General features: G+C 36.8%; 27 protein-coding genes. 11 read left to right on the forward strand and 16 right to left on the reverse strand.

Annotation, left to right across the window (positions count from 1 at the left end; genetic code table 11):
* Positions 1–67 precede the first annotated feature (67 nt).
* From L3V46_RS08855 to L3V46_RS08870, 4 genes are all read right to left on the reverse strand, one after another.
* Positions 68–1,240 (reverse strand): benzoate/H(+) symporter BenE family transporter, encoded by a 1,173-nt coding sequence (locus L3V46_RS08855; RefSeq protein ID WP_034617575.1) that lies wholly within the window; start codon positions 1,238–1,240, stop codon positions 68–70.
* Positions 1,241–1,934: 694 nt separating this feature from the next.
* Complete coding sequence (leuE, locus tag L3V46_RS08860) at positions 1,935–2,588, reverse strand: leucine efflux protein LeuE (RefSeq protein ID WP_239045456.1); 654 nt, start codon at positions 2,586–2,588, stop codon at positions 1,935–1,937.
* A 149-nt stretch (positions 2,589–2,737) separates the two neighbouring features.
* The gene (tal, locus tag L3V46_RS08865; RefSeq protein ID WP_239045457.1) at positions 2,738–3,721 is read right to left on the reverse strand and encodes a transaldolase; all 984 of its coding nucleotides are present in this window, start codon (positions 3,719–3,721) and stop codon (positions 2,738–2,740) included.
* An 88-nt stretch (positions 3,722–3,809) separates the two neighbouring features.
* Positions 3,810–4,700: a LysR family transcriptional regulator gene (locus L3V46_RS08870; RefSeq protein WP_034618362.1), complete on the reverse strand. Its 891-nt coding sequence runs from the start codon at positions 4,698–4,700 to the stop codon at positions 3,810–3,812.
* Positions 4,701–4,847: 147 nt separating this feature from the next.
* On the opposite strand from L3V46_RS08870, the gene aceI reads away from it, so the two are divergent.
* The 6 genes from aceI to L3V46_RS08900 all read left to right on the forward strand — a co-directional run bounded on the left by aceI (position 4,848) and on the right by L3V46_RS08900 (position 13,029).
* Positions 4,848–5,273, forward strand: a complete 426-nt coding sequence (aceI, locus tag L3V46_RS08875; RefSeq protein WP_004822192.1) for a chlorhexidine efflux PACE transporter AceI — start codon at positions 4,848–4,850, stop codon at positions 5,271–5,273.
* A 623-nt stretch (positions 5,274–5,896) separates the two neighbouring features.
* Positions 5,897–7,966 (forward strand): hypothetical protein, encoded by a 2,070-nt coding sequence (locus tag L3V46_RS08880; protein ID WP_239045458.1) that lies wholly within the window; start codon positions 5,897–5,899, stop codon positions 7,964–7,966.
* 131 nt (positions 7,967–8,097) lie between these two features.
* The gene (locus L3V46_RS08885; RefSeq protein ID WP_239045459.1) at positions 8,098–9,813 is read left to right on the forward strand and encodes an AAA family ATPase; all 1,716 of its coding nucleotides are present in this window, start codon (positions 8,098–8,100) and stop codon (positions 9,811–9,813) included.
* Between the two features lie 23 nt (positions 9,814–9,836).
* Complete coding sequence (locus L3V46_RS08890) at positions 9,837–10,250, forward strand: hypothetical protein (protein WP_239045460.1); 414 nt, start codon at positions 9,837–9,839, stop codon at positions 10,248–10,250.
* Positions 10,251–10,647: 397 nt separating this feature from the next.
* On the forward strand, positions 10,648–12,102 hold the full coding sequence (locus L3V46_RS08895) for a SulP family inorganic anion transporter (RefSeq protein ID WP_239045461.1): 1,455 nt from the start codon (positions 10,648–10,650) through the stop codon (positions 12,100–12,102).
* Positions 12,103–12,645: 543 nt separating this feature from the next.
* Positions 12,646–13,029, forward strand: coding sequence for a 5-carboxymethyl-2-hydroxymuconate isomerase (locus tag L3V46_RS08900; RefSeq protein ID WP_239045462.1), 384 nt, complete (start codon positions 12,646–12,648; stop codon positions 13,027–13,029).
* A 38-nt stretch (positions 13,030–13,067) separates the two neighbouring features.
* On the opposite strand, the gene L3V46_RS08905 is transcribed toward L3V46_RS08900, so the two are convergent.
* From L3V46_RS08905 to L3V46_RS08915, 3 genes are read right to left on the reverse strand one after another with little or no spacing between them, the layout of a single operon-like run.
* Positions 13,068–13,688 carry a DUF4240 domain-containing protein gene (locus L3V46_RS08905; protein ID WP_239045463.1) on the reverse strand — a complete coding sequence of 207 codons (621 nt, stop codon included), beginning with the start codon at positions 13,686–13,688 and terminating at the stop codon, positions 13,068–13,070.
* A 60-nt stretch (positions 13,689–13,748) separates the two neighbouring features.
* Entirely contained in the window at positions 13,749–14,615 is an 867-nt protein-coding gene (gene thiM / locus L3V46_RS08910) for a hydroxyethylthiazole kinase (protein WP_239045464.1), read from the reverse strand.
* Between the two features lie 9 nt (positions 14,616–14,624).
* A complete protein-coding gene (locus tag L3V46_RS08915) occupies positions 14,625–15,779 on the reverse strand; it encodes a hypothetical protein (protein ID WP_004719663.1) in 1,155 nt (384 codons plus the stop codon).
* Positions 15,780–15,974: 195 nt separating this feature from the next.
* Between L3V46_RS08915 and L3V46_RS08920 the strand changes: the two genes are divergently transcribed.
* On the forward strand, positions 15,975–16,208 hold the full coding sequence (locus L3V46_RS08920) for a DUF6678 family protein (protein WP_239045465.1): 234 nt from the start codon (positions 15,975–15,977) through the stop codon (positions 16,206–16,208).
* A gap of 137 nt (positions 16,209–16,345) precedes the next feature.
* Here the strand turns inward: L3V46_RS08920 and L3V46_RS08925 are convergent, their stop codons facing one another.
* Entirely contained in the window at positions 16,346–16,609 is a 264-nt protein-coding gene (locus L3V46_RS08925) for a hypothetical protein (protein WP_004822185.1), read from the reverse strand.
* A 128-nt stretch (positions 16,610–16,737) separates the two neighbouring features.
* Positions 16,738–17,931, reverse strand: coding sequence for a hypothetical protein (locus L3V46_RS08930; RefSeq protein WP_239045466.1), 1,194 nt, complete (start codon positions 17,929–17,931; stop codon positions 16,738–16,740).
* A gap of 278 nt (positions 17,932–18,209) precedes the next feature.
* Between L3V46_RS08930 and L3V46_RS08935 the strand changes: the two genes are divergently transcribed.
* From L3V46_RS08935 to L3V46_RS08945, 3 genes are all read left to right on the forward strand, one after another.
* The gene (locus L3V46_RS08935) at positions 18,210–18,875 is read left to right on the forward strand and encodes a DUF2057 domain-containing protein (protein ID WP_239045467.1); all 666 of its coding nucleotides are present in this window, start codon (positions 18,210–18,212) and stop codon (positions 18,873–18,875) included.
* Between the two features lie 78 nt (positions 18,876–18,953).
* On the forward strand, positions 18,954–19,322 hold the full coding sequence (locus tag L3V46_RS08940) for a hypothetical protein (protein ID WP_239045468.1): 369 nt from the start codon (positions 18,954–18,956) through the stop codon (positions 19,320–19,322).
* Entirely contained in the window at positions 19,312–19,860 is a 549-nt protein-coding gene (locus L3V46_RS08945; protein ID WP_239045469.1) for a GNAT family N-acetyltransferase, read from the forward strand. The genes L3V46_RS08940 and L3V46_RS08945 overlap by 11 nt, the downstream gene beginning before the upstream one ends.
* A gap of 47 nt (positions 19,861–19,907) precedes the next feature.
* Here L3V46_RS08945 and L3V46_RS08950 read toward each other — a convergent pair whose 3' ends face one another.
* From L3V46_RS08950 to cydP, 5 genes are read right to left on the reverse strand one after another with little or no spacing between them, the layout of a single operon-like run.
* Positions 19,908–20,204 (reverse strand): cyd operon YbgE family protein, encoded by a 297-nt coding sequence (locus L3V46_RS08950; protein WP_004719673.1) that lies wholly within the window; start codon positions 20,202–20,204, stop codon positions 19,908–19,910.
* 3 nt (positions 20,205–20,207) lie between these two features.
* Positions 20,208–20,309, reverse strand: coding sequence for a cytochrome bd-I oxidase subunit CydX (cydX, locus tag L3V46_RS08955; RefSeq protein ID WP_002120988.1), 102 nt, complete (start codon positions 20,307–20,309; stop codon positions 20,208–20,210).
* A gap of 30 nt (positions 20,310–20,339) precedes the next feature.
* Positions 20,340–21,485: a cytochrome d ubiquinol oxidase subunit II gene (cydB, locus tag L3V46_RS08960; protein ID WP_004719675.1), complete on the reverse strand. Its 1,146-nt coding sequence runs from the start codon at positions 21,483–21,485 to the stop codon at positions 20,340–20,342.
* On the reverse strand, positions 21,482–23,068 hold the full coding sequence (locus tag L3V46_RS08965; protein WP_239045470.1) for a cytochrome ubiquinol oxidase subunit I: 1,587 nt from the start codon (positions 23,066–23,068) through the stop codon (positions 21,482–21,484). Before L3V46_RS08965 ends, cydB begins: the two co-directional genes overlap by 4 nt.
* Positions 23,068–23,259: a cytochrome oxidase putative small subunit CydP gene (gene cydP, locus L3V46_RS08970; protein ID WP_004719678.1), complete on the reverse strand. Its 192-nt coding sequence runs from the start codon at positions 23,257–23,259 to the stop codon at positions 23,068–23,070. Before cydP ends, L3V46_RS08965 begins: the two co-directional genes overlap by 1 nt.
* A 546-nt stretch (positions 23,260–23,805) precedes the next feature.
* Between cydP and L3V46_RS08975 the strand changes: the two genes are divergently transcribed.
* On the forward strand, positions 23,806–24,402 hold the full coding sequence (locus tag L3V46_RS08975; RefSeq protein ID WP_239045471.1) for an NAD(P)H-dependent oxidoreductase: 597 nt from the start codon (positions 23,806–23,808) through the stop codon (positions 24,400–24,402).
* 70 nt (positions 24,403–24,472) lie between these two features.
* Here the strand turns inward: L3V46_RS08975 and L3V46_RS08980 are convergent, their stop codons facing one another.
* Positions 24,473–25,087 (reverse strand): OB-fold-containig protein, encoded by a 615-nt coding sequence (locus tag L3V46_RS08980; RefSeq protein ID WP_004822174.1) that lies wholly within the window; start codon positions 25,085–25,087, stop codon positions 24,473–24,475.
* 14 nt (positions 25,088–25,101) lie between these two features.
* A complete protein-coding gene (locus L3V46_RS08985; protein ID WP_239046765.1) occupies positions 25,102–25,413 on the reverse strand; it encodes a Rieske (2Fe-2S) protein in 312 nt (103 codons plus the stop codon).

The raw sequence follows: 25,413 nt of genomic DNA on the forward strand, positions 1-25,413 counted from the left end.
TTTGATTCGACGATTGAAAATTTAAAATAAGATGAATGAGCCTCCATTCATCTTATTGATCAAAATGCTATTTTTTAAGTTTAAAGTTTAAAATAAACGAAACAGCGAAGCCAAATAGTAGTCCCCAAAAAGCGGAACCAATCCCAAAAAACTGAACACCTGATGCACTGAATAAGAAGGTGAGCAGTGCGGCTTCACGGTCTTTGACTTCATGAAATGCAATCGCAATATTATGACTAATCGTACCAAACAAGGCGATCCCCGCTAATGCCACAATAAAAAGATGTGGAAAAGACATCAATAGACTTGTCAATGTTGCCGCAAATAGCCCCATCAAAATATAAAAGAAACCACAGCTCATGCCGGCAATATAACGCTTCGCAGGGTCTGGGTGAACTTGGTCATCCAGACTGACAGCAGCACTGATTGCGGCAATATTTACGGTATAACAGCCAAATGGTGCAAGCAAAGTCTGCGCTGTACCAGTCCAACCAATAAGTTGGTTAACATGGGGTTTATAGCCATAACTTTTAATCATCGCAATCCCTGGTAAATACTGAGATGCCATATTGATTACAAATAAAGGCAGTGCCAATCCGAGAATTGCAGACCATGTGAACTCAGGTGTCATCCATACTGGTTTTGCCAATCCCCAATGTAAGGTTGGAACATGAAACTCCATAAAAAATGGACAAATGATGATTCCAGCGATCACGGTAATCACAATACAATAACGAGCCCATAGCCGTTTAGTTATGATATAAACCGCCAAGAGGCTGAGAATAAATGCCCAGTCGTTTTGCATACTGGCAAATAGAGCAATACCAAACTTGAGTAATACGCCTGCCAGCATGGCACTGGTCAAACTCTGAGGAATATACGAAATAATTTTTTCAAATATACCTAAAAAGCCTAGTGTGGCAGTCAGTAAACCACTCACCAAGAAAGCACCAATGGCTTCATAGAGTGAGTAGCCGCTGGCAGTGGCAATGATGAGTGCAAGTGCAGCGGTTGACCATGAGGTGGCAACAGGATATTTGAATTTCCAAGAAAGAATTAATCCTGAAAGACCTATACCTAAACCGAGTGCCCAAAACCAAGAGGTAATTTGTTCAGGGTTTGCGCCAAGTAATTGAGCTGCTTGTATAACGAGTACAGCCGAAACACTGATACCAATTAAGAAGGTAATGAAACCTGCAAATACAGCAGGTATAGAGAAGTCTTGGAGTAACTTTTGCATGATCCCTTGCTTTTAAATTTGATTGAATGGTTGAAAATGCAACCATCATACATGGATCATTTTAAAGCTTATAGGGTTAATTAGAATTAAATAGCAAAAGGAAAAATAAAATTGAATAAATTCTCATTTTGGGAGAATTTGGCTTTTTTAACCTAGAACTGTTTTAGTTGAAAACAATGTATAGATAAGCTGTCAAAAAACGCTGACTCAAGAATATAATTTCCCTTAATGAGTATTTATAATCAAATCAATTACATGGAAAAATAAATTATTTGATTATAAAAAACCTTGCAATGCCACACCTTACATTCAAAGTTTAAATAGCTTTGCGTAGGCGATGCCTCACTTTTCAGAGATGAAAAGTGACAAAAATCTTCTATTGAGCGAGGGGTACGTCCTGTACCCCCGCCCAACGGCGACATCCATGTCGCCCCACGATAGGATCACCATCTAGAATTCAAAACTAAAAAATGAATTGATAACCAACATTTTTTCAAAGTTCATACAAAAACATAAACTTCATTTATGCTCAATGACTTGATGCAAATCACTTATATGAATAATGAGGTGGTTTGACTATAGATTACCCATTGATAAAGATTAGATATTGCCTTGAATAGAAAGCGCAGTTTATCCAAAAGAACGATCCAAAAAAGAATGCTTTTAATCGGGAGATCTATTGAGCTAAATCAGCTTACATCGTTGAAACAGCGAGCTTGATTCCAAAAGCACAGAACAGTAAGCCTACACAAGCAACACAACCTGCAGCAATTTTGTAGCGTGTATTGAAAAAAGTGGCGAGTTTAACGCCTGAGAAGATCAAGATCGTCAAATAACTCATACTGATGATTTGTAGAATCACAGAAAGTGCCGCAAAACTTAAAGTAGGGTAAGGGTAATCAGGATCAACAAACTGAACAAAGAACGAGAGATAAAATAAAATTGCTTTTGGGTTGAGTAAGCTAATGGTTAATGCTGTTCGAAATGGATGAAATTGTTCGTTAGTTGCAGTATTCGATGTATTTGTTTGCAGCGTTTGTGGTTTGCTCTGCCAAGTTTTGATACTTGCGATCAACAAACGAATACCGAGATAAGACAGATAGCTTGCACCTACAACTTTGAGAATGATAAATAACCAAGGAAAGGCGTGTAGTAAAGAGGCAGCACCTAAAACAGTGCAGAGAATCAGGATTAAATCTCCTGTAAATACGCCTAAAGCACCGATATAGCCCGTTTTAATCCCAAATCGAGAGGCAATTGACATCACATACAATGAGTTGGGACCGGGTAAAATAACGATAAAAATAGTCCCTAGGATATATGTCACAATATCGGTAATACCAAACACAACATTCTCACTGTATAAGAAAAGCGAAATAAAAAAGCCGAGTGTTTATGATAACAAACTCGGCTTTAGAGTGTGAGCGATTTTAGTGCAATTTTAACCAAAAGCGCATCTATAATTTAGATTTATATAAATCATTCTAAATACATAGATTAGTCAATAAAATCAGCATCTAGGCCAAAAGATTGACGCAATAATAATGCGAGTTGTTCACGTGCTTTGATAAAACCGTCAATCCCGCTTTGCAATAATTGGAATGCCATTAAATCAGCTTCCAATTGTTGTTTAAATTCTGCTTTAGAAATCTCTTGATGTTCTTGAGCAGTCTGGTCCGTGTCTAAGCTGAGTTGAGAAACCACATGACGTTGATCATTTTTCAATTTTTCAAGCAGACCCGGTGCAACGGTTAAAAGGTCACAACCTGCTAAACCTAGAACTTGGTCAATGCTACGGAAGCTTGCGCCCATCACTTCAGTTTTGATTTGATGTTGCTTGTAGTAATGATAAATTTGTTTAACAGACAATACGCCTGGATCTTTCTCAATTGGATAGCTTTCTACATTTTCAGCTTTTTTAAACCAATCTAAAATACGACCGACAAATGGAGAAATCAAAGTAACATTGGCATCTGCACAGGCTTTGGCTTGGTGTAAACCAAAAAGCAGGGTTAAGTTACAATGAATGCCTTCTGCTTCTAGCACTTTCGCTGCCTGAATACCTTCCCATGTAGAGGCAATCTTGATCAGAATACGGTCTTGGTCGATCCCATATTCTTTATACAATGCAAGTAGCTCTTTAGCCTTGGCAATGGTTTCTTCGCTATTATAGGAAAGGGCTGCATCCACTTCTGTTGAAACACGACCTTCTACAATATTTAAAATTTCGACACCGAGTTTGACGGTGAGAATATCGATGGTGCGTTCGACGAGCGCATCTAATTCATAACCTTCTTTTTTTGCTTGCGCATAGGCATCTTCAATCAGCTCACGACTTTCAGGCTGTTGTGCTGCTGCTGTAATGAGTGAAGGGTTAGTCGTTGCATCCAAAGGGCGAAATTGTTGAATTGCGTTTAAATCACCTGTATCAGCAACGATAGTGGTTAAGCGTTTTAATTGATCTAATGCAGATTGTGTCATTACCGATTATTTCTTAGTTAAAATATTTGTGATTTATTTATAACACAATGCGATTTGAGCAAAAGAGGAAAATGTACTGAAAGGCCTATTATTTTGTATGAATTCTTTGATTTCGAATGTGATTAATCAAAAAACGAGCAGCTGAGCCTAAATTGCTCTCACGACTCCAGACTAAGTCGACAAAATATTCAAATTTTGGTGTGAAATCGAGCAAATCTAAGATTTTTAACTTATGTTTGAGCTCAGGATTTTCATTAAACATTTCCAAGGGAAGTACCCCCCAACCCAGTTCTTTTAAAATTAAAGCACATGCTGAGTGGTGATTGTCAGTACGCCAATAGTTTTTAGAATAAAGCAGTTCGGGTTTAATGGTTCGATCACGACTTGCCACGACAATTTGTCTGGATTGTAGGATTTGTTCAAAAGTAACTTGTTTATGTGCTGATAATGGGTGATGAATAGCTGAAACAGGGACCAAGGCTTCTTTTTTAAATTCGACAAATTGCTCACGGCTTTCAAGTATTTCACGTTCAAACATCAATGCCAGTTGAGCCGTCTGATTCATCAGCATTTTCAGTGCATCTTCTTGTGGTGCGGAGAAGATATTAATTTCTAAAGTTGGAAAATGCTCTCCCAACAGTGCAATGTATTCAGCCCAGTCTGTATGCAGTAATTCTGAAACCACCACGATATTTAATGAGGATTCCAAGCCTTCGCTAAGTGCAATCGCTTGTTGTTTCCACTGATTCATTTCTACCAGCAGTTGTTCAGTTTTTTCATATAAGCGTTGAGCTTGAGGTGTGGGGATTGGTTCACGTCCCACACGATTAAAGAGTTTTAGATTTAAGTCTATTTCCAAGTTGGCGATAGACATACTAACAGCGGAGGGAACTTTGCCAAGCTGGCGGGCTGCTGCTGAAAATGAACCTGTTTCCATCACCGTTTTAAAGATAGTGAGTTGTTCTTGGTTAATATTCATGCGCTTGGCACCATTCTGTTTAGTTTTTCAGTTATTAAATTTACTCCAATTCACGCAACCTTTCAATAAAATTGAAATAACCTGACTCGATTGATCAATATTATAAAAATATAATGCATCCATCGAATCAAGAAAGAGTAGTTTTAAATGATGATTTCCAAAAGAAGGGTTATTCATGCATTAAGCTATGAAGTCATCCTGTTGGTGATCATAGCGATTGCATTAAGTTTTATTTTTGAAGTGCCAATGGAAGTTACTGGTGTATTAGGTGTTGCAATGGCCGTGACTTCAGTGGTTTGGAATATGGTGTTTAACCATTTCTTTGAACAATTTGAACGTAAGAGAAAACTTAAACGTACGATTGGTGTACGTATTTTACATGCCATTGGTTTTGAGGGTGGTTTGATGTTAGCTACGATTCCAATGGTTGCTTACGCAATGGATATGTCTTTGTGGCAAGCAATTTTATTGGATTTTGGAATGACCACCTGTATTTTGGTGTATACCTTTATTTTCCAATGGTGTTATGACTTGATTGAAGAGCGTATGGGGGCAAAGCCTGTACATTCTTAATTAAGCCTGCAATGCATTTATTTTAAATTTTAGTGAAAATTTCAAATGTGTTGCGATAGAGATCCCCTTAGTTTTATTGAAAAGTAAGGGGATCTTTTTTTTATAAAAATTTAATTAAATTAATTTTCTGGAAAAATTGTTTGATTATAAAAAAACTGCAATGCCACACCTTACATTCAAAGTTTAAATAGCTTTGCGTAGGCAATGCCTCACTTTTCAGAGATGAAAAGTGACAAAAATCTTCTGTTTGGCGAGGGGTACGTCCTTTACCCCCGCCCAACGGCGACATCCCTGTCGCCCCACGATAGGATCATCATCTATGATTCAAAAGTACAAAAATGAATTGATAACCAATTGTTACTCAAAGTTCATATAAAAACATAAGCTTCATTTATGATCAGTTGCTTGATAGAAGTCACTTGTATAAATAATTAGGTGGTTTGACTATAAGGAATAAAAACTAGGTAAAACATAATCAATAAAATAAAAACCCGTTACACGATCACAGCTCAGTTTAAACAAACTTTTGCAAAAGATAATTGGAATTCAATTTGTTTTGTAAAATTGTTCGCCTACAATAACAAATCCAATAATATGTAAGAGATGGATTGAGGCAAACAAATATGGTGCAGACAGTTCAGGAGCAGCTGCCACATAGACACCAGCTTGCTGCTCAAGAATTACTTCAGGTTTCAGCAAATTTAAATAAGATTTATCTTGATCAATTTGACTATTTGTCCGAGATTACTGCGCACAACTTTTTCCAGTTTGATCCACAGCAGCATAAATTCAGTCTGGCAAATCAGTTACTCAATATCTACTTTGATGAAGAAAAGGGTTTAATTTTTGCTTTAAATTTTGAAAAGTTACCGCGTTGTTTAGAAAATAAAATCAATATCAATCGTTTTGTTCAATATTTCTCAGAAAATATTTATTTTTATACAACAAAATATCATGAGATACATCCAACTGATTTAAAGACCAAAGCCCAAATCATCCGCCAAACGCTGATTGAGCAGGTTTTCGAGTGGGTGGATGGTGAAAATCGGGTAGAGCAGTATTTATATAATATTAGTGAAGCAGATGCAGAGCGTATTGATCAAATTTTGCTGCACTATGAATATTTTGATTATGCCTATGTTTCTGATTTTGCCAAATATGGTAAAGCAATCCCTTTAAGTGTTGAAATTAACATTAAGCATTTAGTGCTGATTAATTCTGTATTGGGTCAAGAGTTTTTACCGATTCAGTCATTGCTACCCAAATTTCAACAGGCCATTTTTTCTTTAGATCAGTTTATTCCAGCGCATTATTTGCGTATTTTAAAGATTTTTCACCCAGAATCATTACGCTTACACGAAATCAGTCAGTATTTTGCAAGTTATCAACTACTGGCTGTACATGCTCAAGAACAACCGCAAATGCTTGCTTATGCAAAATATATGAAACGGGGCTTTTGGCAATATCAGGATTTATTGAGCAAGCAGCACTTTTTACAAAAAGATGCTGAATATTGGGAACAGGATCAAGTTCCACAATTTCCAATTTGTAGCCTTAAGCGCACTGCAAATTGGCTATTTAAACAAGATGAACAGGTCAATGATTGGATTAGTCGACATATAAAGGATCCCAATGTCAGGATCACGATCACAGCATTAAGTCTGATTGATACTTCAAAGATTTATCCTGAAGTCACTATAAGTGTTTTAAAGTATTTTAAAAATATTGCAGCGCGGCTATTTTTAATTGAATGTCATTCCTTTGCAATTACAAATGAATGGCAAAATCACCAAAAGAACAATCGTTATAGTTTTTTAAAAACAGAGATTGAAAATAAATCGAATAAGAAAATAATTTCTAATTCTTATTTATATATCGAAGAATGGTTGGATTTCGCTGCGTTGATGTTAGCGGATCAACCACAGATGTATAAAAAAATATACCTTAAGATAAATCGTATCATTCAAGCATTTATGCTGTTTGTACAACACATTGCTCAGGGCTTGCCTAAGCAACTGATTAAATTTATTTATCCGCAACGACAACAACATGCTGAATTTTTTATTCAGTTGCAAAAGCACAATATAACAGTCGATGATTTCCGTAAAAAACTGAAACACATGCAGATCGGTCGTGCATCTAACCATAGTATTTACGACAGCTTTGTTTTGGATTATGTGATGCATTTATTTAATGATCATCACGATATTGAGCGGAATGTCACTTGGTCTGGTCTATATCAGCAAGCACAGCGTTGGCATCAACATCATTATTTTGTTGATACCTTGTCGACACTTAAAGAAAAAATAGATGTAGAGCATTGGGATCGCGTTGCACCAATGCAAAAGATTTATTTTGAAGAGTGGTGCTATGAGGAACTGAATAGCTTAAAACGAATTATTCAAGAGTCGCTAGTGTTTAAACACTGTTTGGCATTGTCCTATTGTGCTCGGATCGTAGATCGTGAATATGTAGCATTTCATGTATCGAAAGTTGATGATGCGACTCAGGAAATGACTTTAGGTTGCTATTATAAATTAGGACGTTTGGTCTTTGATCAATTGCGTTTACCCAATAATCATATTCCTGATGAGTTTTATATATTGAAAGCTCAAGCTTTTATTGATGATGTAAATCAGCATTTAAAATGGAAAAGCAGTATTCAACCCAATGAAGAATTGGGAAACTTATAGTTTGACGTAGATGAATTTTGAGTGAGCGACTTGGCTTTAATTCACTTTTCATGATGCATTTGGCTTAACTTTTTATGTAAAAATCGTTAGGCTATAGCCGTCCCATCCTGTTTAGGTAATTCAAGGCTGTTATGAAACAAGAAACTGCACTCAAACTTATGAAAGCGGGTGAAAATGTCTTTTTGACTGGATCTGCTGGTGCAGGAAAAACCTATACGCTTAATCAGTACATCAATTATTTAAAAGCACGCAAAGTCCCTGTTGCAATTACAGCATCTACGGGGATTGCAGCAACACATATGAATGGCATGACGATTCATACTTGGGCAGGCATTGGGATCAAAGATACGCTGACTGATGATGATTTAAAGCGTATGAAAGAGCGTAAATACTTAAAAGAGCATTTAGAAAATGCCCAAGTCTTGATCATTGATGAAATCTCAATGTTACATGCCAAACAGCTTAATTTAGTCAATCAAGTTTTAAAATATTTTAAAGAATCTGATGATGCTTTCGGTGGTATTCAAGTAATTGCGGCTGGTGATTTTTTTCAGCTGCCGCCTGTAGGAAAAAATAGCGAACTAAATCGAGATAAATTTTGTTTTATGTCAACCGCTTGGGTTGAAGCAAAATTTCGTGTTTGCTACCTGACAGAGCAGCATCGTCAAGATGATTCGGCATTGAATGATGTACTCAATGCGATTCGTGCCCAGAATATTCAGCCAAAGCATATTCAAGCGCTACAAGATACCCGTAATCAAGACATTGGTGATACCTACACGCGTTTGTATACCCACAATATGGACGTGGATAGCATCAACTTTCAGCATCTTAATGCGATTGAAGGGGATGATCATCAATTTGTAGCAGTGACAGATGGGAATGAAAAGCTGATTGAAACATTGAAATCTTCTGTACGTGCGCCTGATGAGTTGACGCTTAAAAAGTATGCCAAAGTTATGTTTGTTAAAAATAACTTCGATATGGGCTATATCAACGGTAGTTTAGGTGAAGTTATTGGATTTGAAGAAGACGATGAGTTGGGGATGTTGCCTAAAGTCAAAATGACCGATGGTACAACCTTATTGGTTGCGCCAGAAACATGGTCTGTTGACAATGAAGGGGGTAAAACCATTGCTAGTCTACAACAAGTGCCATTACGGTTAGCTTGGGCGATTACTATCCATAAATCACAAGGGATGACCTTGGAAGCTGCGGAAATCAATTTAAGCCATACATTTGAAAAAGGTCAGGGTTATGTAGCTTTATCCCGGCTTAAATCGATTCAGGGTTTAAGATTGTTAGGTTTTAATGATCAGGCGTTGGAACTGGATAGTCTTGCAATTAAAGCAGATCGCCGTTTTCAAGAGTTATCCAATGAAGCCGAAGTGCATTATGCAGATTCAGATTTAACCACACAGCACAATGCCTTTATTCGTCATTGTGGCGGGACGTTAAATACCACTGAAATTGAACGTAATGAAAAGAAGCTGGCGCGTAATAGTGGTAAAACCAATTATGCTTCGGCAACACTTGATGAAACACGTGAATTGTTTGAAAGTGGCTATGAGATTCAGGATATTGCGGTTGAACGTGGATTAACTCCTGCGACGATTATCAATCATTTGGCTCGTTTACATCGAGAGCAAGGTTTAGATATCTCGATTGCAAATCCTGGTGAAGAAGTTGTAGAAAAAATTCGTGTGATCTATAAAAAATTGAAGAAACGTCAAGATCCAAGTCATTTTAATGATGATGGTGCGATTAAATTGCGTCCAATCGTTGATTTAACCAGTCCCAAAATGGGCTATGATCAGGTACGTTTGGCATTGTTATTTGTTGAGTGATAGATGTTTTTAGTGATGAATTAATGGCTAAATTTGAGAAAAAGTTATTAAGTCCACGTTTAGCTATTTTGTCTAAATGCAAATATTCTAATAGTTATAATCTCAGCTTTCAGTTGTGCCCATTTTATTATGCGCATGAATTGATAGATTCAAATATTTCTTTTGAAGGGTTGGAGCTACCATCTCCATTTTTAAAAGACTTGCTTGGGTTGACGTTTGTTTTTGATGAAAATGAATGTGATGCATTTAATGGGTGTTTTACCATTAAAAGTATCCATAATCCTGTCGATTTATACCAATTGGCATTTATTGAAAGTCGTGACGGTTATCTAAAAGTGATTGCGAAAATCAAGATCGATTTTGAGTTTGAGCAATTTGACGATTTTGAAAATCTAGAATTGGTGATCAATGCTACTGTTGCATCTCAGATCTTATGATTCAATCGTTTTAAGTGAAAAAGAATGCATTAACACAGATGTTTATTGATGATTTTGTTAAGGTCTATCAATAGAATACAATAGATGTCCTGCTTTGAATGAGATAAAGAACCATAAAGCGCCCTAGTCCAGAAATGTTTCATCTTATGGTTATTCTTATTCTAAAATTAAAGTGAATTTCAGCATCGTATAGCTGTGTAGTAAATTTGGATGCTATACTCGCACTTTAACTTCCTTCAAAACCAGCGCTTTTTTATGACACTTACGCCACCTTAAGTTTATTTACCTCTTCTAATCTGTAAATAACTCATCACTGTCTAGTGATGTGGTGTAGTCGTTTGTGTGTCGTATATCACATCACTAGCCTATCAAAAAATCAAAAAAATAGGCGCTATTTATGTTATCTAATATCCGAGAACAATGGTTCTCTAACATCCGTGGGGATGTGCTTGCTGGACTTGTTGTGGGGCTTGCACTCATCCCTGAAGCTATCGCTTTTTCAATTATTGCTGGTGTAGATCCAAAAGTGGGTTTATATGCATCATTTTGTATTGCCGTCGTGATTTCGTTTGTTGGGGGGCGTCCAGCAATGATTTCAGCAGCAACAGGCGCTATGGCATTGCTTATGGTCACTTTAGTAAAAGAGCATGGCCTTGAATATTTACTTGCTGCAACAATTTTAACGGGTGTGATTCAAATATTTGCAGGCTATTTGAAGTTAGCGAAGTTAATGCGGTTTGTTTCTAAATCTGTAGTGATTGGCTTTGTGAATGCTTTAGCTATCTTAATTTTTATGGCTCAGTTGCCTGAATTTGTGAATGTGACGTGGCATGTTTATGCTTTGGTTGCATTAGGTTTGGTAATCATTTATTTATTTCCGCTCATTCCAAAATTAGGAAAAATACTGCCTTCACCGCTTGTGTGTATTATTGCAATTACGATATTGGCAATGAGTCTTGGATTTGATGTGCGAACAGTTGGGGATATGGGGGCTTTGCCTGATACGCTTCCAATATTTTTACTTCCAGACATCCCTTTGAATGTTGAAACATTGAAAATTATCTTGCCGTATTCATTCGCATTAGCGGCAGTTGGTTTACTTGAATCTATGATGACAGCGACGATCGTGGATGAAATGACTGATACACCAAGTGATAAATATCAGGAATGCAAAGGGCAAGGAATCGCGAATATTGCATCTGGTTTTATGGGAGGAATGGCGGGTTGCGCAATGATTGGTCAATCTATGATTAATGTGAAATCAGGCGGTTTTTCTCGCTTATCAACATTCTCAGCGGGTATTTTTCTTCTTATTCTTGTTGTATTTATTAGTGACTGGCTCAAAGTGATTCCGATGGCTGCATTGGTTGCTGTAATGATTATGGTCTCTATTAGTACCTTTGAATGGCGTTCTCTAACTAGCTTTAAAGCAAATCCTAAAAGTAGTAATGCTGTGATGATCGTGACCGTCATAGTGGTCGTGGCTACTCATAACCTCGCATTAGGTGTACTCAGTGGCGTTTTGCTTTCAGCGCTATTTCTTGCCATTAAATTAGAAGATGATATTCAGGTGAAGTCTACTTTTGAAGGTTCAGCACGTTTATATGATTTAAGCGGTCAGATTTTCTTTAGCTCTTCTGAAAAATTTATGCAAAGTTTTGACTTCAATGAGAAAATTTCAGATGTCATTATTGATTTGACTCACTCCCATATTTGGGATGTCACATCTGTTGCGATGTTGGACTCTGTTGTAAGCAAATTTCGTAAGAATGGAATCAACGTCACAGTACGTGGTTTAAATGAAGCGAGTTCAATTATGATCGATAAGTATGGCACACATGCCAGAATTTAAATTAAGGAGACTCTATATTTATGTAGAGTCTCTAAAATCGGTATAATCTTAATTATGCAAGTGCTTCGTAATATGAATTAGCTAAGATTCATTTATGGGATATATGCCACAAATGCTAAAACTAAAATAAGCAAGAGAGAATGGTTTTAGCTTGTGGAATATTGATACAGCTGAAAAATATAATCAATGTAGTGTAAAAAAATAAAATGTTTGAAATAATTAAGATGCTAACTTAAGCCCAATGTCTAGCTTTTAAAAAAGATTCAAACTTAAAGTAATATTTACAGATTAAAATCAACGAAATATAGATTAGTATTTGATTTATCTCGAATTCCTTATCATTTAGAAAATTTAGTATTTGGAAGTAAATTTGTAGAGCTAAAAGTAAGCTAAAAAAAATAACACCTCTACGGCTTGCTTTTTCTTTTACCGTTCTCATAAATCTAAGCGCTAAAATGTTAATTTAGCGTTAATTTTACAGTTTTTTTATATGTTAATGCTATAATTCTTATCAATATCTAGTGCTTTCAAACGGTTAATACCATGCCACAAATGTTTATTGATTATTCTGACAATATTCAAAATTTAGATAAAAAGAAATTGATGTTGGGCTTAAATCATGCACTGTTTGATACAGGTTTAGTGGGGCAAGCACATGATATTAAATCCCGTATTCAATCAGTTTCGGATTATTTGATTGGCTTTGGGGATGAAAGCGGCGAACAGAGTAATCAAGCATTTATTTTTGTACGTTTACAAGGTCTAAGTGGTCGTACTGAACCACAAAAAGACTTAATGACTGAAAATTTATCGCAATTTTTACAGTCATTTGAAGATTATTGTGCACAGGGTTTAGAAATTCAGCTCTGTGTAGAGTTTGCTGAAATGCCACGAGAAATTTATAAAAAAGTTTTTGTGCAAAAATAATCAGCTTGGGGCTTAAAAAATAAGCCCCAATCTTTTACTTATTCACTTCTGAGTTCGCATATTGCTTTAACCAGTTTTGGATATCGCGCTTGTAACTCAGCACCATTGAGTAAATCTCTTTCAATCTCGCCCGCTGCAAAATCATAGTGATGTTCTGGATGTTGTAAATATACCGCATCACGAATCTCAGACTCTTCTTCATTTTCATGATGAACGCTATATGCCTCATCAGCAACATAGAGTAGACCCTCAGCCCAAGTGTCGCCTATATCAAAACTATATTTTCCGCTAACAAAGTTTTGAATATCTTCTTGTATGTCATCAAAGAATTCCTTACCTTTGAGGATTAACCAACATCTAAAATAAATAAAACCATCATCTGATAGATAAGCATCGAAATTGAAAATACCATCTTTTTCAGTAAAATCAGATTCTAGAATTGTCGAGAGTTCTGCGATTTCAGCACTATAGAGTTGTGAGAGTTTGAGCTGGAGTGTTTTTTCAAAAGTAATCAGTTGTTGTTTATCTAATTGAGATAAATATTGCACAAGATCTTGTAAATGCTGGTCAATATCATAGTCAGACCAGTGAGCATCTTTGTTGTGATTCGACTGGTCTATTGCGTCCCAAAACAATTTTTCTTCTTCTCGTAATGACATCAGTGATTCCATAGGTTTAAGCTTAATTTTAATGCTAAAAAGCAAATTTATATGTTTAGTCTAAAGACTTAAAACTTCTATGTCTGCATATTGCCAAATTTTATCTGCACTCATTTGATATATTTCATCTAAAAATGAAACATTAAAGCTTCCAACAGCTTGGGTTTTTTCAAAAGCCAATTTTCCTGCAATCGCAAAATGGATATGTGCAGAGATTGTTGCAATCGTGGCTGTTGTGACTGCACTATACGCAGCAATTAATGCCCCTAAAGCGCAACCTGTTGCCGTGACTTTAGGCTGTAAATAGCTTCCACCATTGACCTGAATCACGCTATTGAGCTGTTTAGAAAGGATAAAGTCAGATTCACCAGAAATTGCAACACATTCGGTATGGGTTAAAAGTGCTAAAGCCTGTAAATACACTTCATTGCTTGACACAGTACTGTCTACACCTTTGGATTCAACTTGATTACCTGCAAGTGCACTGATCTCTGAGGCATTACCACGAATAACAGTCGGTTTAAGCAAAACCAATTGATCAACCATTTCACTGCGCCATTTGAGAAATGCACCATAACCAACAGGGTCGAGAACCCACGGTGTATTTTTACTTGCTACAGTTTGTGCTGAAATTTGCATGGCCTGCATTTGTTCAGAGGTCGGCGTTCCCACATTGATACTTAATGCCGCAGTAATAGAAGCAAAGCTTTCCGCCTCAAATGGGTTATCAATCATCGCAGGTGAAGCCCCAGCAGCCAATAAGACGTTGGCTGCATAATTTGCTGCAACACTGTTGGTAATACACTGTACTAAGGGCTGTTGAGTTTGTAACTCAGTCCAAGCATCCACAACTTTTTGTAAAATGACATCAGTGTGGGTATGAAGTTGATCCGTTTGAGAATGTGTAATATTTTCAGGATGATTCATAAATGCTCCTTACTGAGTAAAATAGTGGTCTTGGTGTTTGCAACTGCGACAAAATAATGTCACATAATTTTGTGCATCATACTCAACCGTTAATTCGTTTGAGCCACAATACATACAGCGCTTTTGTGAATAGAAATTTAAGCGTGGTTCAATCTTTTTCCAAGATTTCCACACAGGTTGAAAGAAGATACCTTCATCGTAGCCCAAAAACCGATAAAACAGTATTTCACTCATCCTACTCAATGGAATATTTGGTGGGCGTGGTAGGGTTGATGTTTCCCATTTTTCAGCAATTGCACGTTCTCGATATTGTTGCACTGTTTTCTTGAGAATATTGGTATTAATAAAGTTTTCGTTACGAACTTGTAGCGCCTTTTTTTGATATAGATATTCAAGTGCAGTCTGAATGAGATAGAAAATTTGTCCAACAGCCAATGTGTCGAGTAGGTGATAACAGAAGATTTGGAAGTTTTTATTGCCCGAAATCTGGATACCCCACGTGCGGCAATAATGTTGGGTAAACTGTACAATTTCTTGATACAGCACAACATAGAGTGCATTTTTGACTTCTTCGGATGTTTTAAATGGGATACCTTGGCTTAGATTTTCATAGAACCAGTGGCGTAGTTGTGTTGCGATACTAAACATACTCGGTTCGGAATAACCATCCAAACGGACATTGATATAGTATTGATGTGCATCATCACTAAAATCTTTGGCAACAAATACATTGTCTTTAATCAGTTGATTGAGAAGTTGACTTTGGAAATAGTAATTGGGGGTAATTGGGTGATATTTAATCACTTCCCAATCAATAAACTCTTGATGGTTGGTATTTTCATGCACCTGATTGTCTAAAATACTCAGTAAAAATAACTTATGTAAAAAACTGAGTTGGTCTAAACCTAGTTCAAAATTATCTTTTTTCTTTAGCTTACGGGTTTCTTGCAAGCGAGTTTCTTTAATCAGCTTACGTCGTTTGCTTTGGCATGTTTCACAATGACAGTTACGTTGATTGTTTTGAAAAACTTGATGATTGCAATGACTACATTGGTGAAAACTGACTTCTTTCTCAAATTCTTCAGCTTCAACATAATACATACTTGCCTGACAAAGCGGGCAAAATGTACTTTCATCCAGCTGTTTTTGCAGAATTTGAAGCATAGAGATAAATATATAAATTATTCAGGACTTTTCATTATACACATCTATATAGATGAAAGCTGATTGCTTAAAATGAATGTTTTATAAAATATACAATTCGATGATGATTGAACCCATTGTATGATTATTCAATGATATTCAAAGACTAAATCTCAATGATTGAATCCAGTTGAGTGCAAGTTTAGATGTTTCGAAATGGGATCATTTTTAATCTTTCTATCTAGTCTGTACGTAGAATGCCGTTATGGTATTTTCTTGCTCAAAGCACTTAAAAATATTCAAATTGATCCGATTGAGAACCGTTATATGGGGCGCCTTGTTGCGTCAAAACATATTGACCATTCAGAATTATTGCAGGATAAAATAGCGCAGTCTGGTTTACATTATTATTTTGAAAAGCAAATATTTGTAATCCCTTTGCAAAAGTAACAATGTGGGGCTTTGGGGAAATCAAGCTTGCATGGTTTAGTAGTTTATATGGTTTAAATGCGGTAAATAGAACGTATCTATTGATTCTATTTACCGATAAAAGGTGATTTAAACAATAATCCTAACGCTTAGCTGCCTTAATAAGCAGCAGGGCACGGTAATTCAGAATCCTCAAAATGCTCCATTTTAGCCTGAAGCAATGCCTTGGCTTTTTTAACTGGAACTTTGTGCTGTCCTAACATTTCATATTGTTTTAAAAGCGCAGTCACTTCACTGGTTTTTAAAGGAATGCCTTCACAAGTCATAAACATCGCAATAACCTGATGATCTAACTTCGCTTTATCCAGCATTTGCATCGTTTTAATGTTTTCAACACGGACTATATGGTCTTTAAAAATCATGTTGCACCTCATTTTTTGTTGAGTATTTTTATTGTGCGATATACACAACATTAAACAAGCAAAAACTGTGCTCAAAATGTAGTCGCTTTGAAAAAAGTGTAATGTTGTGCATCGTGGGGTTTAATGCTTTATCGTGCGCCTACTGGTTGGTATAAGCCATTTCCTCTACCAATCTCTGCTTGATAGATGGGTATCCATGGCGCAAAGAATATATTTTGTTTCCATTCATTTAGCACATTGAAACCATTGCGTGCAATCGCAATACGATGTTGTACATTGGCCAGATTGGTTGCAGTGAATGGTGCGCGTATAATCAGATAGGGGGTGAAAATTAATTTAAATTTATTGATGCCCACAAAAATATCACCACGTAAGCCTAAGTTCTCTAAACTTAGTGAGAGCATAAAATCATTAAGTTTAGCAAAATCACGCATTAATGGCTTATCCCACATCGGTTGTAAAATTTTCTCCTGTTCATGGATACCAAAGCTAATGGCTGCATTTGTAGCCAGTTTTTTAAATTTTGATGAATAAATACCTGATCTAAGCGCTTCTTCATCCGCGATTTTTTGTAATTGAAACGCTTGAGTCAGGGTAGATCCATAGCCAGTCAGTTGTTGTGCTAACACCAAAGCATCATAGTGTTGATGCATAATACTGAGTCCACCAATATCTGCCATCACATTGGCTTGCCCATTAATTAATTCATTATTGGCTTGGGCAATGGTGGACTGTAATGTTGGTACATTCATCCCCGCAATAATGATGTTTTGACCATTGGTGACATTTAAGGGATCTAAAGCATTGGACAATGAGAAGGTTAATGCGTACGTTGAACGGACATCATTGGCTACAAAAATCCCCAGATTTGGCCAGAAGAATTTTGGGTTATTACGACTGAGTGCATCGTAATACATCAAAATAAAGGCATTGGTCGCCAACACTATTTTTTGTTGTGATTGATTACCATAAGTATTTATCGCCAATTGTTTGACCGTTGAAAATTGTTGACGAATTTTGCTACGTATACTTTCATATTGTTGGATAGTGGAGGTAATAGATGGGTCGTATAAAGTGGTTTGATTATTGGCAATGTTGTAAAGTTGCTGGTACAGATTTTTTTCAGATGTGTTGAGGTTACGTTGTGCCATATTGGCGTTCATATTGTAGGCAAGTTTTGACAGTTGTGCAGGACTCGCTTGAGTGGCATAGCTGGTTGCTGCCATTGTTTGTGTGGCATAAGGTACGACAAAAACAGTTGTAATACCGATGATACATCTCGTTAAGATTGCTTTAAATCTGGATATGGTTTTCTTATTCATGGGGAACATCCTGTTAATTTGTTTTTTAGAATTATGCTTATTTTGAATGTGTGCTATTCAAATGCTGTAGTTATAAATAAGAAAAAATAATTTTAAAATGTGCGTTCAGGACAAGCAGATGAATGGTTTTTCCAGTAAATGATAAAATTATGTGATAAGTAAAATGAATATAGTTTCATTATAAAAATCAGAACAAATCGCCATTGTCATAAAACTGTCATCACGACATTGCATAGTGCAATAAATTTTACATATTTTTGACATAAGAGTAGAGCAATATGGCTTTTAAATACGGCGTTGCTGCATTAGCTTTAATGCTAAGCGGATCAGTTTTTGCAGCAGTCACCTTATCTGCGCCAGAAGAAATTGTAGTATTGGCGGTGAACGATCAAGAAGTGAATTCAGGTTTAATCCGTAAAAAGAATGAATATAAAGTCGATGCAGGTCAAGTTGCGGTAAGTGTTCGTTATCAACAGTATTTTGAACATTTAAATGGTGAACATGATATTTTAAAGTCGGGTGTGGTTACAGTGACTGCGCCAGATTTAAAAGATGGTCAAACTTATAAAATTGCTTTAGTGAATCCGCCTCAGCGTTTTGAAGATGCAAAAAAATATGCAGAACAACCAACGATTGCGATTTATGACAATAAAAACCGTCTCGTGGTGCAACAGACTGGTGTAAATACTGAAGCGAAGCCTTGGTTAGGTTCTGGTTTATTTGGCAAAGTGATTGATTTAACTTCAAGTAACAAAGCGCCAGTAAATCAACCAGCAGCTGTATATGCAACAACGACAAGCCAATCACCAGCAGCAACCACAGTTAGCAAGACCACTCAAACTGTGAGTGACGCCAATTCAGCAGATCGCCAATTGATTCAAATCTGGCAAAATGCAACTAAGGCGGAACGTCAGAAGTTTATGACTTGGTTAGCTGAGCAATAATTTTAAGTAAATCTGAAAGACCATTTCGATGGTCTTTTTTGTGTTATAACAACGTGTTTTTTTGAAAAAAAGAATAAAATGTTTGAAAGTTTTTTGATCTCAGATGATTTTCTTTATACAGTAGCGATCATTTTTACCGTTATTGGCTTATTTGCTTTTAGCTGGATTCCATATCGAGCTTATCGTATTACAGCACAACTCATTCAAAATAAATCTAATATTTTCCATTTTATAGCTTTCTTTGCTAGTTTAGGTATTTTATATATCTGGTCAATCTCATTTTATAAGCTGATCTTTAAATGTATTGCGGGAACTGCCCAAATGCATTGTTCGGCTAGTCGAAGTGGGGAATTGCTAATTCTCATTGAGGTTGCCTTATCACTGGTCATTTTTGAATTGGTCTTATTTATATTTAAGTTTTTAAAAAGCAAATTGTATGCAGCTTAATTTTAGAACAGCACGAATATCCGACATTACAAATTTAGTTGATCTGATTAATTCTGCTTATCGACAACAAGAAGGTCGTAGTTGGACCAGTGAATCAGAGATTGTCACGGGAAATCGAATCAATGCCAAGCAATTAGAACAAGCCTTGGCTCAGGATAATTTTCAGTTATTTGTTGCTGAATTGGATGAGCAAATTGTCGCATGTATTGGTTTGACTTTTACCCAATATGATGTGGAAATCGGCACATTTTGTATTGCAGCTACATTACAAAATCAAGGTATTGGCAAATATGTTTTAGATTTTGCTGAACAGTATGTTCATAACAAAGTTCTATCCAACCATTGCCATTTTACGCATTTCGTTATGTGGGTTTTAAGTGTACGTCATGAATTGATTGCTTATTATCAGCGCCGTGGCTATGTACAAACGGGTGTAGTGGAGGATTATCCTTTAAGTGCAAATGTAGGCATACCTGTTGTAGATTTGCATTTAATCGAAATGAGAAAGAGTGTTACGAGTAGCATTTCATCCAATTAAAATAAAACCCTGAATAAATCAGGGTTTTATTGTTTCAAATTTTGGACTTAGCTAAAGAACCAAGTGTAATAGCCCCACAGCATGAGTGGCCATGCGACATAGGGGCTAAATAACCATTTCCATAACCAAAACTGTGGTAGGAATCCTACCCCATGTATAAAGCCACCTGAAATACCAATCATCACCATCATGAGCGCACTATGGTTATAGTGACCATTGGCATCAAGCATTGCGCCAGGGTGAATCAACAATACCGCAGCAAGAGGCAATGCCATCAAAAACGAAATGGCCATTGCAAACTTATTCGGCTTTCTTTGTTTTGTTGTCATTGCGATCTCTGTCATGGTTTATTCCTCATCCAAATCTTGATGATGTTCAATATAGAGTGCGCTTAAAACACCTGCAAAACACGCCATCAAGATCCCAAGAATCCAAGCGAAATACCACATAAATATTCTCCTATTTGCTTAGACACAGCCTTAGTACAGGCTGTGTGAGTTATCTTGAACATGTTTGTTGGTGATAACACCCCACATTTTGTAATAACACCATGTGGTATAGATTAAAATAATTGGCACAAATATAGAAGCAACCACAGTCATTACTGTCAATGTATTCTTACTTGAAACCGCATCCCACATAGTTAAACTTACAGTTGGGTTAATGCTTGATGGCATTAAGAATGGGAACAGTGCAAAACCAGCAGTTAAAATTGAACCCGTCACCGCTAAGGTAGAACCTGTAAAGCTGACGCCAGCTTTGTTTTTACCAGCACCAAAGATAATCAGGATTGCGCCAAGGATTGCAGAAATAGGTGCAAGCATGGTGATTGGGTAAATTGAATAGTTATTCATCCAACCATGATTACCCGTTGTTAATACTTCTTTCGCAAGCGGATTGGCAACAGCATTGGTATTAAATGGTTGTACCAAAGTATATCCTTCGATGCCACCAAAATATAACCAAGCACCCACGCCCAAGAAGGTAACTAAGAAGAGTATACCCATCAATTGTGTTGCTTTAGCAGAACGTTGACGTAATACACCATCTGTACGCAGCATTAACCATGCGCCACCATGTGCACACAGCATCGACAAACTTACTATACCGCAAACCAATGCAAATGGATTAAGTAGGGCAAAGAAGCTACCTGTATAAGTTGAACGTACAGTCTCATCTAAAGTAAACGGGACGCCCAAGAACATATTGCCAAATGCAACACCGAAAACCAGCGCAGGTACAGCACCGCCGATACATAAGCCCCAATCCCAAGAATTACGCCATTGGGTATTTTGCAGTTTAGAGCGATAGTCAAAGCCAACAGGTCTAAGGAAGAGTGCAAATAAGACCAGCAAGAGTGCCCAATACATACCTGAGAAAGCCGTTGCATAAACCATAGGCCAAGCAGCAAATAGTGCGCCACCCGCAGTCACGAACCACACTTGGTTGCCTTCCCAATGCGGTGCAATGGTGTTGATTGCTGCACGGCGTTCATCATCAGTTTTACCTACAAATGGCATCAGTGCCATTGAGCCCATATCGAAACCATCTGTGAGGGCAAAGCCAATCAGTAGAACACCGACTAAAACCCACCAGATAATTTTGAGAAGTTCATATTCGATCATGATTGATTCTCCCCAGTTTGAGCTTGCTGAGCTTCAAGTTTCTCGAAGTGATATTTACCTGTATGTAAAGAGCTTGGTCCTAAGCGTGAGAATTTGATCATTAAATACATTTCGATAATCAATAACACTGTATAGAACGCGGCTAATGCAATGATTGATCCCCATACATCACCAGTACTTAAACTTGAGGCAGAAAGATGTGTAGGTAAAACTTCACCAATAGTCCACGGTTGACGACCACCTTCTGCTACATACCAACCAGTTTGTGCTGCAATCCAAGGTAATGGTAGTGCAAACAATGCAAATTTAAGTAACCATGGTTTATTTTCTGCATTACGTTTTGCCACAGCAAATGTTGCAAGGATAAACAGGAGTAGCATCAAGAAACCAGAAGCGACCATTGCACGGAAAGAGAAGAACAATGCAGTTACATTTGGAATGGTATCTTTTGTTGCTGCTTGAATATGTGCTTCAGAAGCATCTGTTACATTTTCAGTATATTTTTTAAGAAGTAAGCCATAACCTAAATCTTTTTGGTTTTCTTTGAACGATGCCATCAGTTCAGGCGAACGGTCACCAGCACGAAGTTTTTCGAGTTCGCTATATGCTACCATACCATTACGGATACGTGCCTCATGTTGCACCATCAAATCTTTAAGCCCTGTGACTTCTTTATCGAGTGAACGTGTGGCAATAATACCCATTGCATATGGGATTTTTACGGCATAGTCAGTACGTTGTTCTTCCTGATTTGGAATACCAAATAAAGTAAATGGTGCAGGTGCTGGATGTGTTTCCCACTCAGACTCAATTGCAGCCAACTTGGTTTTTTGAACATCACCAAGCTCATAACCAGATTCATCACCCAATAAGATGACTGAAAGTGTAGACGCTAAACCAAAGATTGCAGCGATGGCGAAAGAGCGACGCGCAAATGGTAAATCACGTTTTTTCAATAAGTAATAACTTGAAATGGCGAGAACAAAGATTGCACCAGTGACATAACCTGCAGACACTGTGTGAACAAATTTCACTTGAGCAACTGGGTTAAAAATCAAAGCACCAAAATCGACAAGTTCCATACGCATGGTTTCAAAATTAAATTCTGAACCGACAGGATTTTGCATCCAACCATTGGCAACTAAAATCCATAATGCGGATAAATTCGAACCCAGCGCAACTAACCATGTCACACTTAAATGTTGAACTTTTGAAAGGCGATCCCAGCCAAAGAAGAATAAACCAATAAAAGTTGATTCTAGAAAGAATGCCATCAATCCTTCAATGGCAAGTGGCGCACCAAAAATATCACCCACATAGTGAGAGTAGTACGCCCAGTTTGTACCGAACTGGAATTCCATGGTCAGACCAGTGGTTACACCTAAAGCAAAGTTAATACCGAAAAGTTTGCCCCAGAATTTGGTCATGTCTTTATAAATTTCTTTACCAGAAATCACATAAGTGGTTTCCATAATGGCAAGAATAAAAGCCAGACCTAGAGTAAGTGGTACAAATATAAAGTGATACATCGCGGTCATTGCAAATTGGAACCGCGAAAGATCGACCACGCTTTCAGAAATCATCAACGTGTCTCCTTGATTTGGGAAGGACTGCCAGCAATACGCTCAGCAACTTGGTTATCAAAATCTTTAGGAATAGTCGGCGCATCAAACCAGATATGTTTGATCGTCATTAAAAGGGCAATCTTAATTATTAATATGACTGCAATTTCTCTGACAAGCCGACGGTTTAAATCGTTAGGTTTTAAGCTCATGCGTTAAGCCTATTATTTAAATATGCTTATATTATTAAACAAAACGCAACAAGAAATAAATAGATAAAACAGTTAAAATAAAAATATATTATTAAATTTAAATTAAACAATAACTTAAAAATTTGTATTGTTAAAAAATATACTAATTTATACTGATTTTAAAGTTGATTAAAACACTTGTAATTAATAAAAATAAAACCTAGTAAAATAGTATTGTTTAGATTTTATTAAACCAACCAAATTAGTTTGAATTAAATTTGGTGAAAAATTATTCCGATTAAAATGGTTGGTTTAAATTTTTGCTGAGTTTATTATTTTAGAAAAAATCTAATTGAGTAACAAATATGGGGGGAACAATAATCGTGATTTATGCTTAAATTTTAGTCATAATTAAAAGTTAAAAGATGTTTCTATTTTGATAGTTGGGTATTTATTTGATTATGTACAACTTCATCTATATTTGGATTTTTGCTAAAGTTCAATGATTTAAATTCTTGTTCATTTTATCTAATAAGTTATAACTGATTGAGCTGAAAGGAAATCACCATGAAATGTTTAGTTGTTATTGCTCACCCTTTAACTGATAGCCTTTGTCAAAGCTTGGCGAAGACCGCAATAGCGACTTTAATTGCCAATGGTCATGAAGTTGTGGTTGAAGATCTGTACGCCTCTGGTTTTTCACCCGCACTTACAGATGAGGAACGTCAAAGTTATTACAGTCCTACATTTGAACAAACTGCTGTCAAAGAGAATATAGATGATTTACTTTCCGCAGAAGCTTTAATACTGGTCTTTCCGACTTGGTGGTTTGGTTTTCCTGCAATACTGAAAGGCTGGTTTGATCGTATTTGGGCTCCTGGAGTTGCTTATGATCATGCAAACGATTTGGGTGCAATTCAACCTAAACTCGACAACCTAAAATACACATTGGCGATTACTTCATTGGGTTCAGCTTGGTGGGTAGATCGTTTGGTACTTTGGCAACCAGTAAAACGCATATTGAAAATCGCATTATTGAGTACCTGCGCACCAAAATGCCATTTTCAAATGTTGTCACTGTATAAAGCTGAATCGCTTACTCAAGTTCAAATTGCGTCATTTTGTGCACGGATTGAAGCTAAAATTGCAAGTTGGCCAAAATGAGGGCAAGTTATGATTAGATTCAGCTGGAGACGTAATAAAGGTTTTGGACGTGCTCAACCGAGTCAAACTTTTAATACTGATCTGAACTAAATAGATGATTTGAGATCGAAATTTTCTTGGCAATATAATGTGATTTTCTAAAACGTATTAAGATGATTTGCGATTGAAACTCTAACTCACCAAATTCTGGTTCGACTTGGATATAGTGCAGTTGTCCATTTTCATCACGGACCCGTGCTTGAGCTGAAAACCCAGGTCGTGCATTACCACTAGAGACTGTGGCCAATCGTCCAAGCAAGTCAACTTGATTCAACGTAACTTTAGGTTTTATCACCTGATCCAAACAATGAATCATAAACACGGTGAAGAAGATTGCAATTACCAATGCGGGTAAAACTACATAATACCAAGCGGCAAATACTTGTTTGCTTGCAAAGATAGAGAGCTGTAAAAAATAGCCTGCAAAACTAAAATTCAATAATAAAAAAACGAAAATAAGTACTTTGGAAAATTTAACTTGTAACAGCGGCGACTCAATGAGCCAATCTGGTGAAATTTTTTTCAGAAAGGTACTTGGCCGTAAGCCGATATAGTAGCCAAAAGTTTCTGCCATACTCAGCAGAATTAAAGCCAAGACACTGAGGTGAAAGGGCATTAATTCATGTTCAAATAAGAATCCAAGCATGGCAGTTTCCAACCTTATTCGTCCTCGATGTAAATGCCACCATCTGAATGGACTGAAATATTTACTTTTTCAAGTTTATCACCCAGACATGGTCCTGAAATACATTCACCTGTTTCAACTTCAAACAAAGCACCATGCGTCGAGCATTGAATATATTCGCCGTCTTGGTCTAAAAACTGATTTTCCAGAAATTCCAGTTCAGTTTGTAGATGAGGGCAGACATTTTGGTAGGCATAAAATGCGCCATCACGTTGAGTGATAAAAATGGTATCGCCAGTGATTGTGTCAAACGCACGTGCCTTACGCTCTTCAATTTCATCGGTCAT

This window comes from Acinetobacter sp. AG3 (genome assembly GCF_022343575.1).
Taxonomy (GTDB): Bacteria; Pseudomonadota; Gammaproteobacteria; order Pseudomonadales; family Moraxellaceae; genus Acinetobacter; species Acinetobacter guillouiae.

Coding starts and splice junctions, on each gene's coding strand:
- L3V46_RS08900 (WP_239045462.1), top strand. CDS start 12,646: ATGCCACAAATGTTTATTGATTATTCTGACAATATTCAAAATTTAGAT.
- L3V46_RS08980 (WP_004822174.1), bottom strand. CDS start 25,087: ATGCTTGGATTCTTATTTGAACATGAATTAATGCCCTTTCACCTCAGT.
- L3V46_RS08945 (WP_239045469.1), top strand. CDS start 19,312: ATGCAGCTTAATTTTAGAACAGCACGAATATCCGACATTACAAATTTA.
- L3V46_RS08935 (WP_239045467.1), top strand. CDS start 18,210: ATGGCTTTTAAATACGGCGTTGCTGCATTAGCTTTAATGCTAAGCGGA.
- L3V46_RS08925 (WP_004822185.1), bottom strand. CDS start 16,609: ATGATTTTTAAAGACCATATAGTCCGTGTTGAAAACATTAAAACGATG.
- L3V46_RS08915 (WP_004719663.1), bottom strand. CDS start 15,779: ATGCTTCAAATTCTGCAAAAACAGCTGGATGAAAGTACATTTTGCCCG.
- L3V46_RS08920 (WP_239045465.1), top strand. CDS start 15,975: ATGGGATCATTTTTAATCTTTCTATCTAGTCTGTACGTAGAATGCCGT.
- L3V46_RS08855 (WP_034617575.1), bottom strand. CDS start 1,240: ATGCAAAAGTTACTCCAAGACTTCTCTATACCTGCTGTATTTGCAGGT.
- cydX (WP_002120988.1), bottom strand. CDS start 20,309: ATGTGGTATTTCGCTTGGATTCTTGGGATCTTGATGGCGTGTTTTGCA.
- thiM (WP_239045464.1), bottom strand. CDS start 14,615: ATGAATCATCCTGAAAATATTACACATTCTCAAACGGATCAACTTCAT.
- L3V46_RS08985 (WP_239046765.1), bottom strand. CDS start 25,413: ATGACCGATGAAATTGAAGAGCGTAAGGCACGTGCGTTTGACACAATC.
- L3V46_RS08975 (WP_239045471.1), top strand. CDS start 23,806: ATGAAATGTTTAGTTGTTATTGCTCACCCTTTAACTGATAGCCTTTGT.
- L3V46_RS08890 (WP_239045460.1), top strand. CDS start 9,837: ATGGCTAAATTTGAGAAAAAGTTATTAAGTCCACGTTTAGCTATTTTG.
- L3V46_RS08885 (WP_239045459.1), top strand. CDS start 8,098: ATGAAACAAGAAACTGCACTCAAACTTATGAAAGCGGGTGAAAATGTC.
- L3V46_RS08905 (WP_239045463.1), bottom strand. CDS start 13,688: ATGTCATTACGAGAAGAAGAAAAATTGTTTTGGGACGCAATAGACCAG.
- L3V46_RS08965 (WP_239045470.1), bottom strand. CDS start 23,068: ATGATTTCTGAAAGCGTGGTCGATCTTTCGCGGTTCCAATTTGCAATG.
- L3V46_RS08950 (WP_004719673.1), bottom strand. CDS start 20,204: ATGACAGAGATCGCAATGACAACAAAACAAAGAAAGCCGAATAAGTTT.
- cydB (WP_004719675.1), bottom strand. CDS start 21,485: ATGATCGAATATGAACTTCTCAAAATTATCTGGTGGGTTTTAGTCGGT.
- L3V46_RS08930 (WP_239045466.1), bottom strand. CDS start 17,931: ATGAATAAGAAAACCATATCCAGATTTAAAGCAATCTTAACGAGATGT.
- L3V46_RS08940 (WP_239045468.1), top strand. CDS start 18,954: ATGTTTGAAAGTTTTTTGATCTCAGATGATTTTCTTTATACAGTAGCG.
- L3V46_RS08895 (WP_239045461.1), top strand. CDS start 10,648: ATGTTATCTAATATCCGAGAACAATGGTTCTCTAACATCCGTGGGGAT.
- aceI (WP_004822192.1), top strand. CDS start 4,848: ATGATGATTTCCAAAAGAAGGGTTATTCATGCATTAAGCTATGAAGTC.
- cydP (WP_004719678.1), bottom strand. CDS start 23,259: ATGAGCTTAAAACCTAACGATTTAAACCGTCGGCTTGTCAGAGAAATT.
- L3V46_RS08880 (WP_239045458.1), top strand. CDS start 5,897: ATGGTGCAGACAGTTCAGGAGCAGCTGCCACATAGACACCAGCTTGCT.
- L3V46_RS08870 (WP_034618362.1), bottom strand. CDS start 4,700: ATGAATATTAACCAAGAACAACTCACTATCTTTAAAACGGTGATGGAA.
- tal (WP_239045457.1), bottom strand. CDS start 3,721: ATGACACAATCTGCATTAGATCAATTAAAACGCTTAACCACTATCGTT.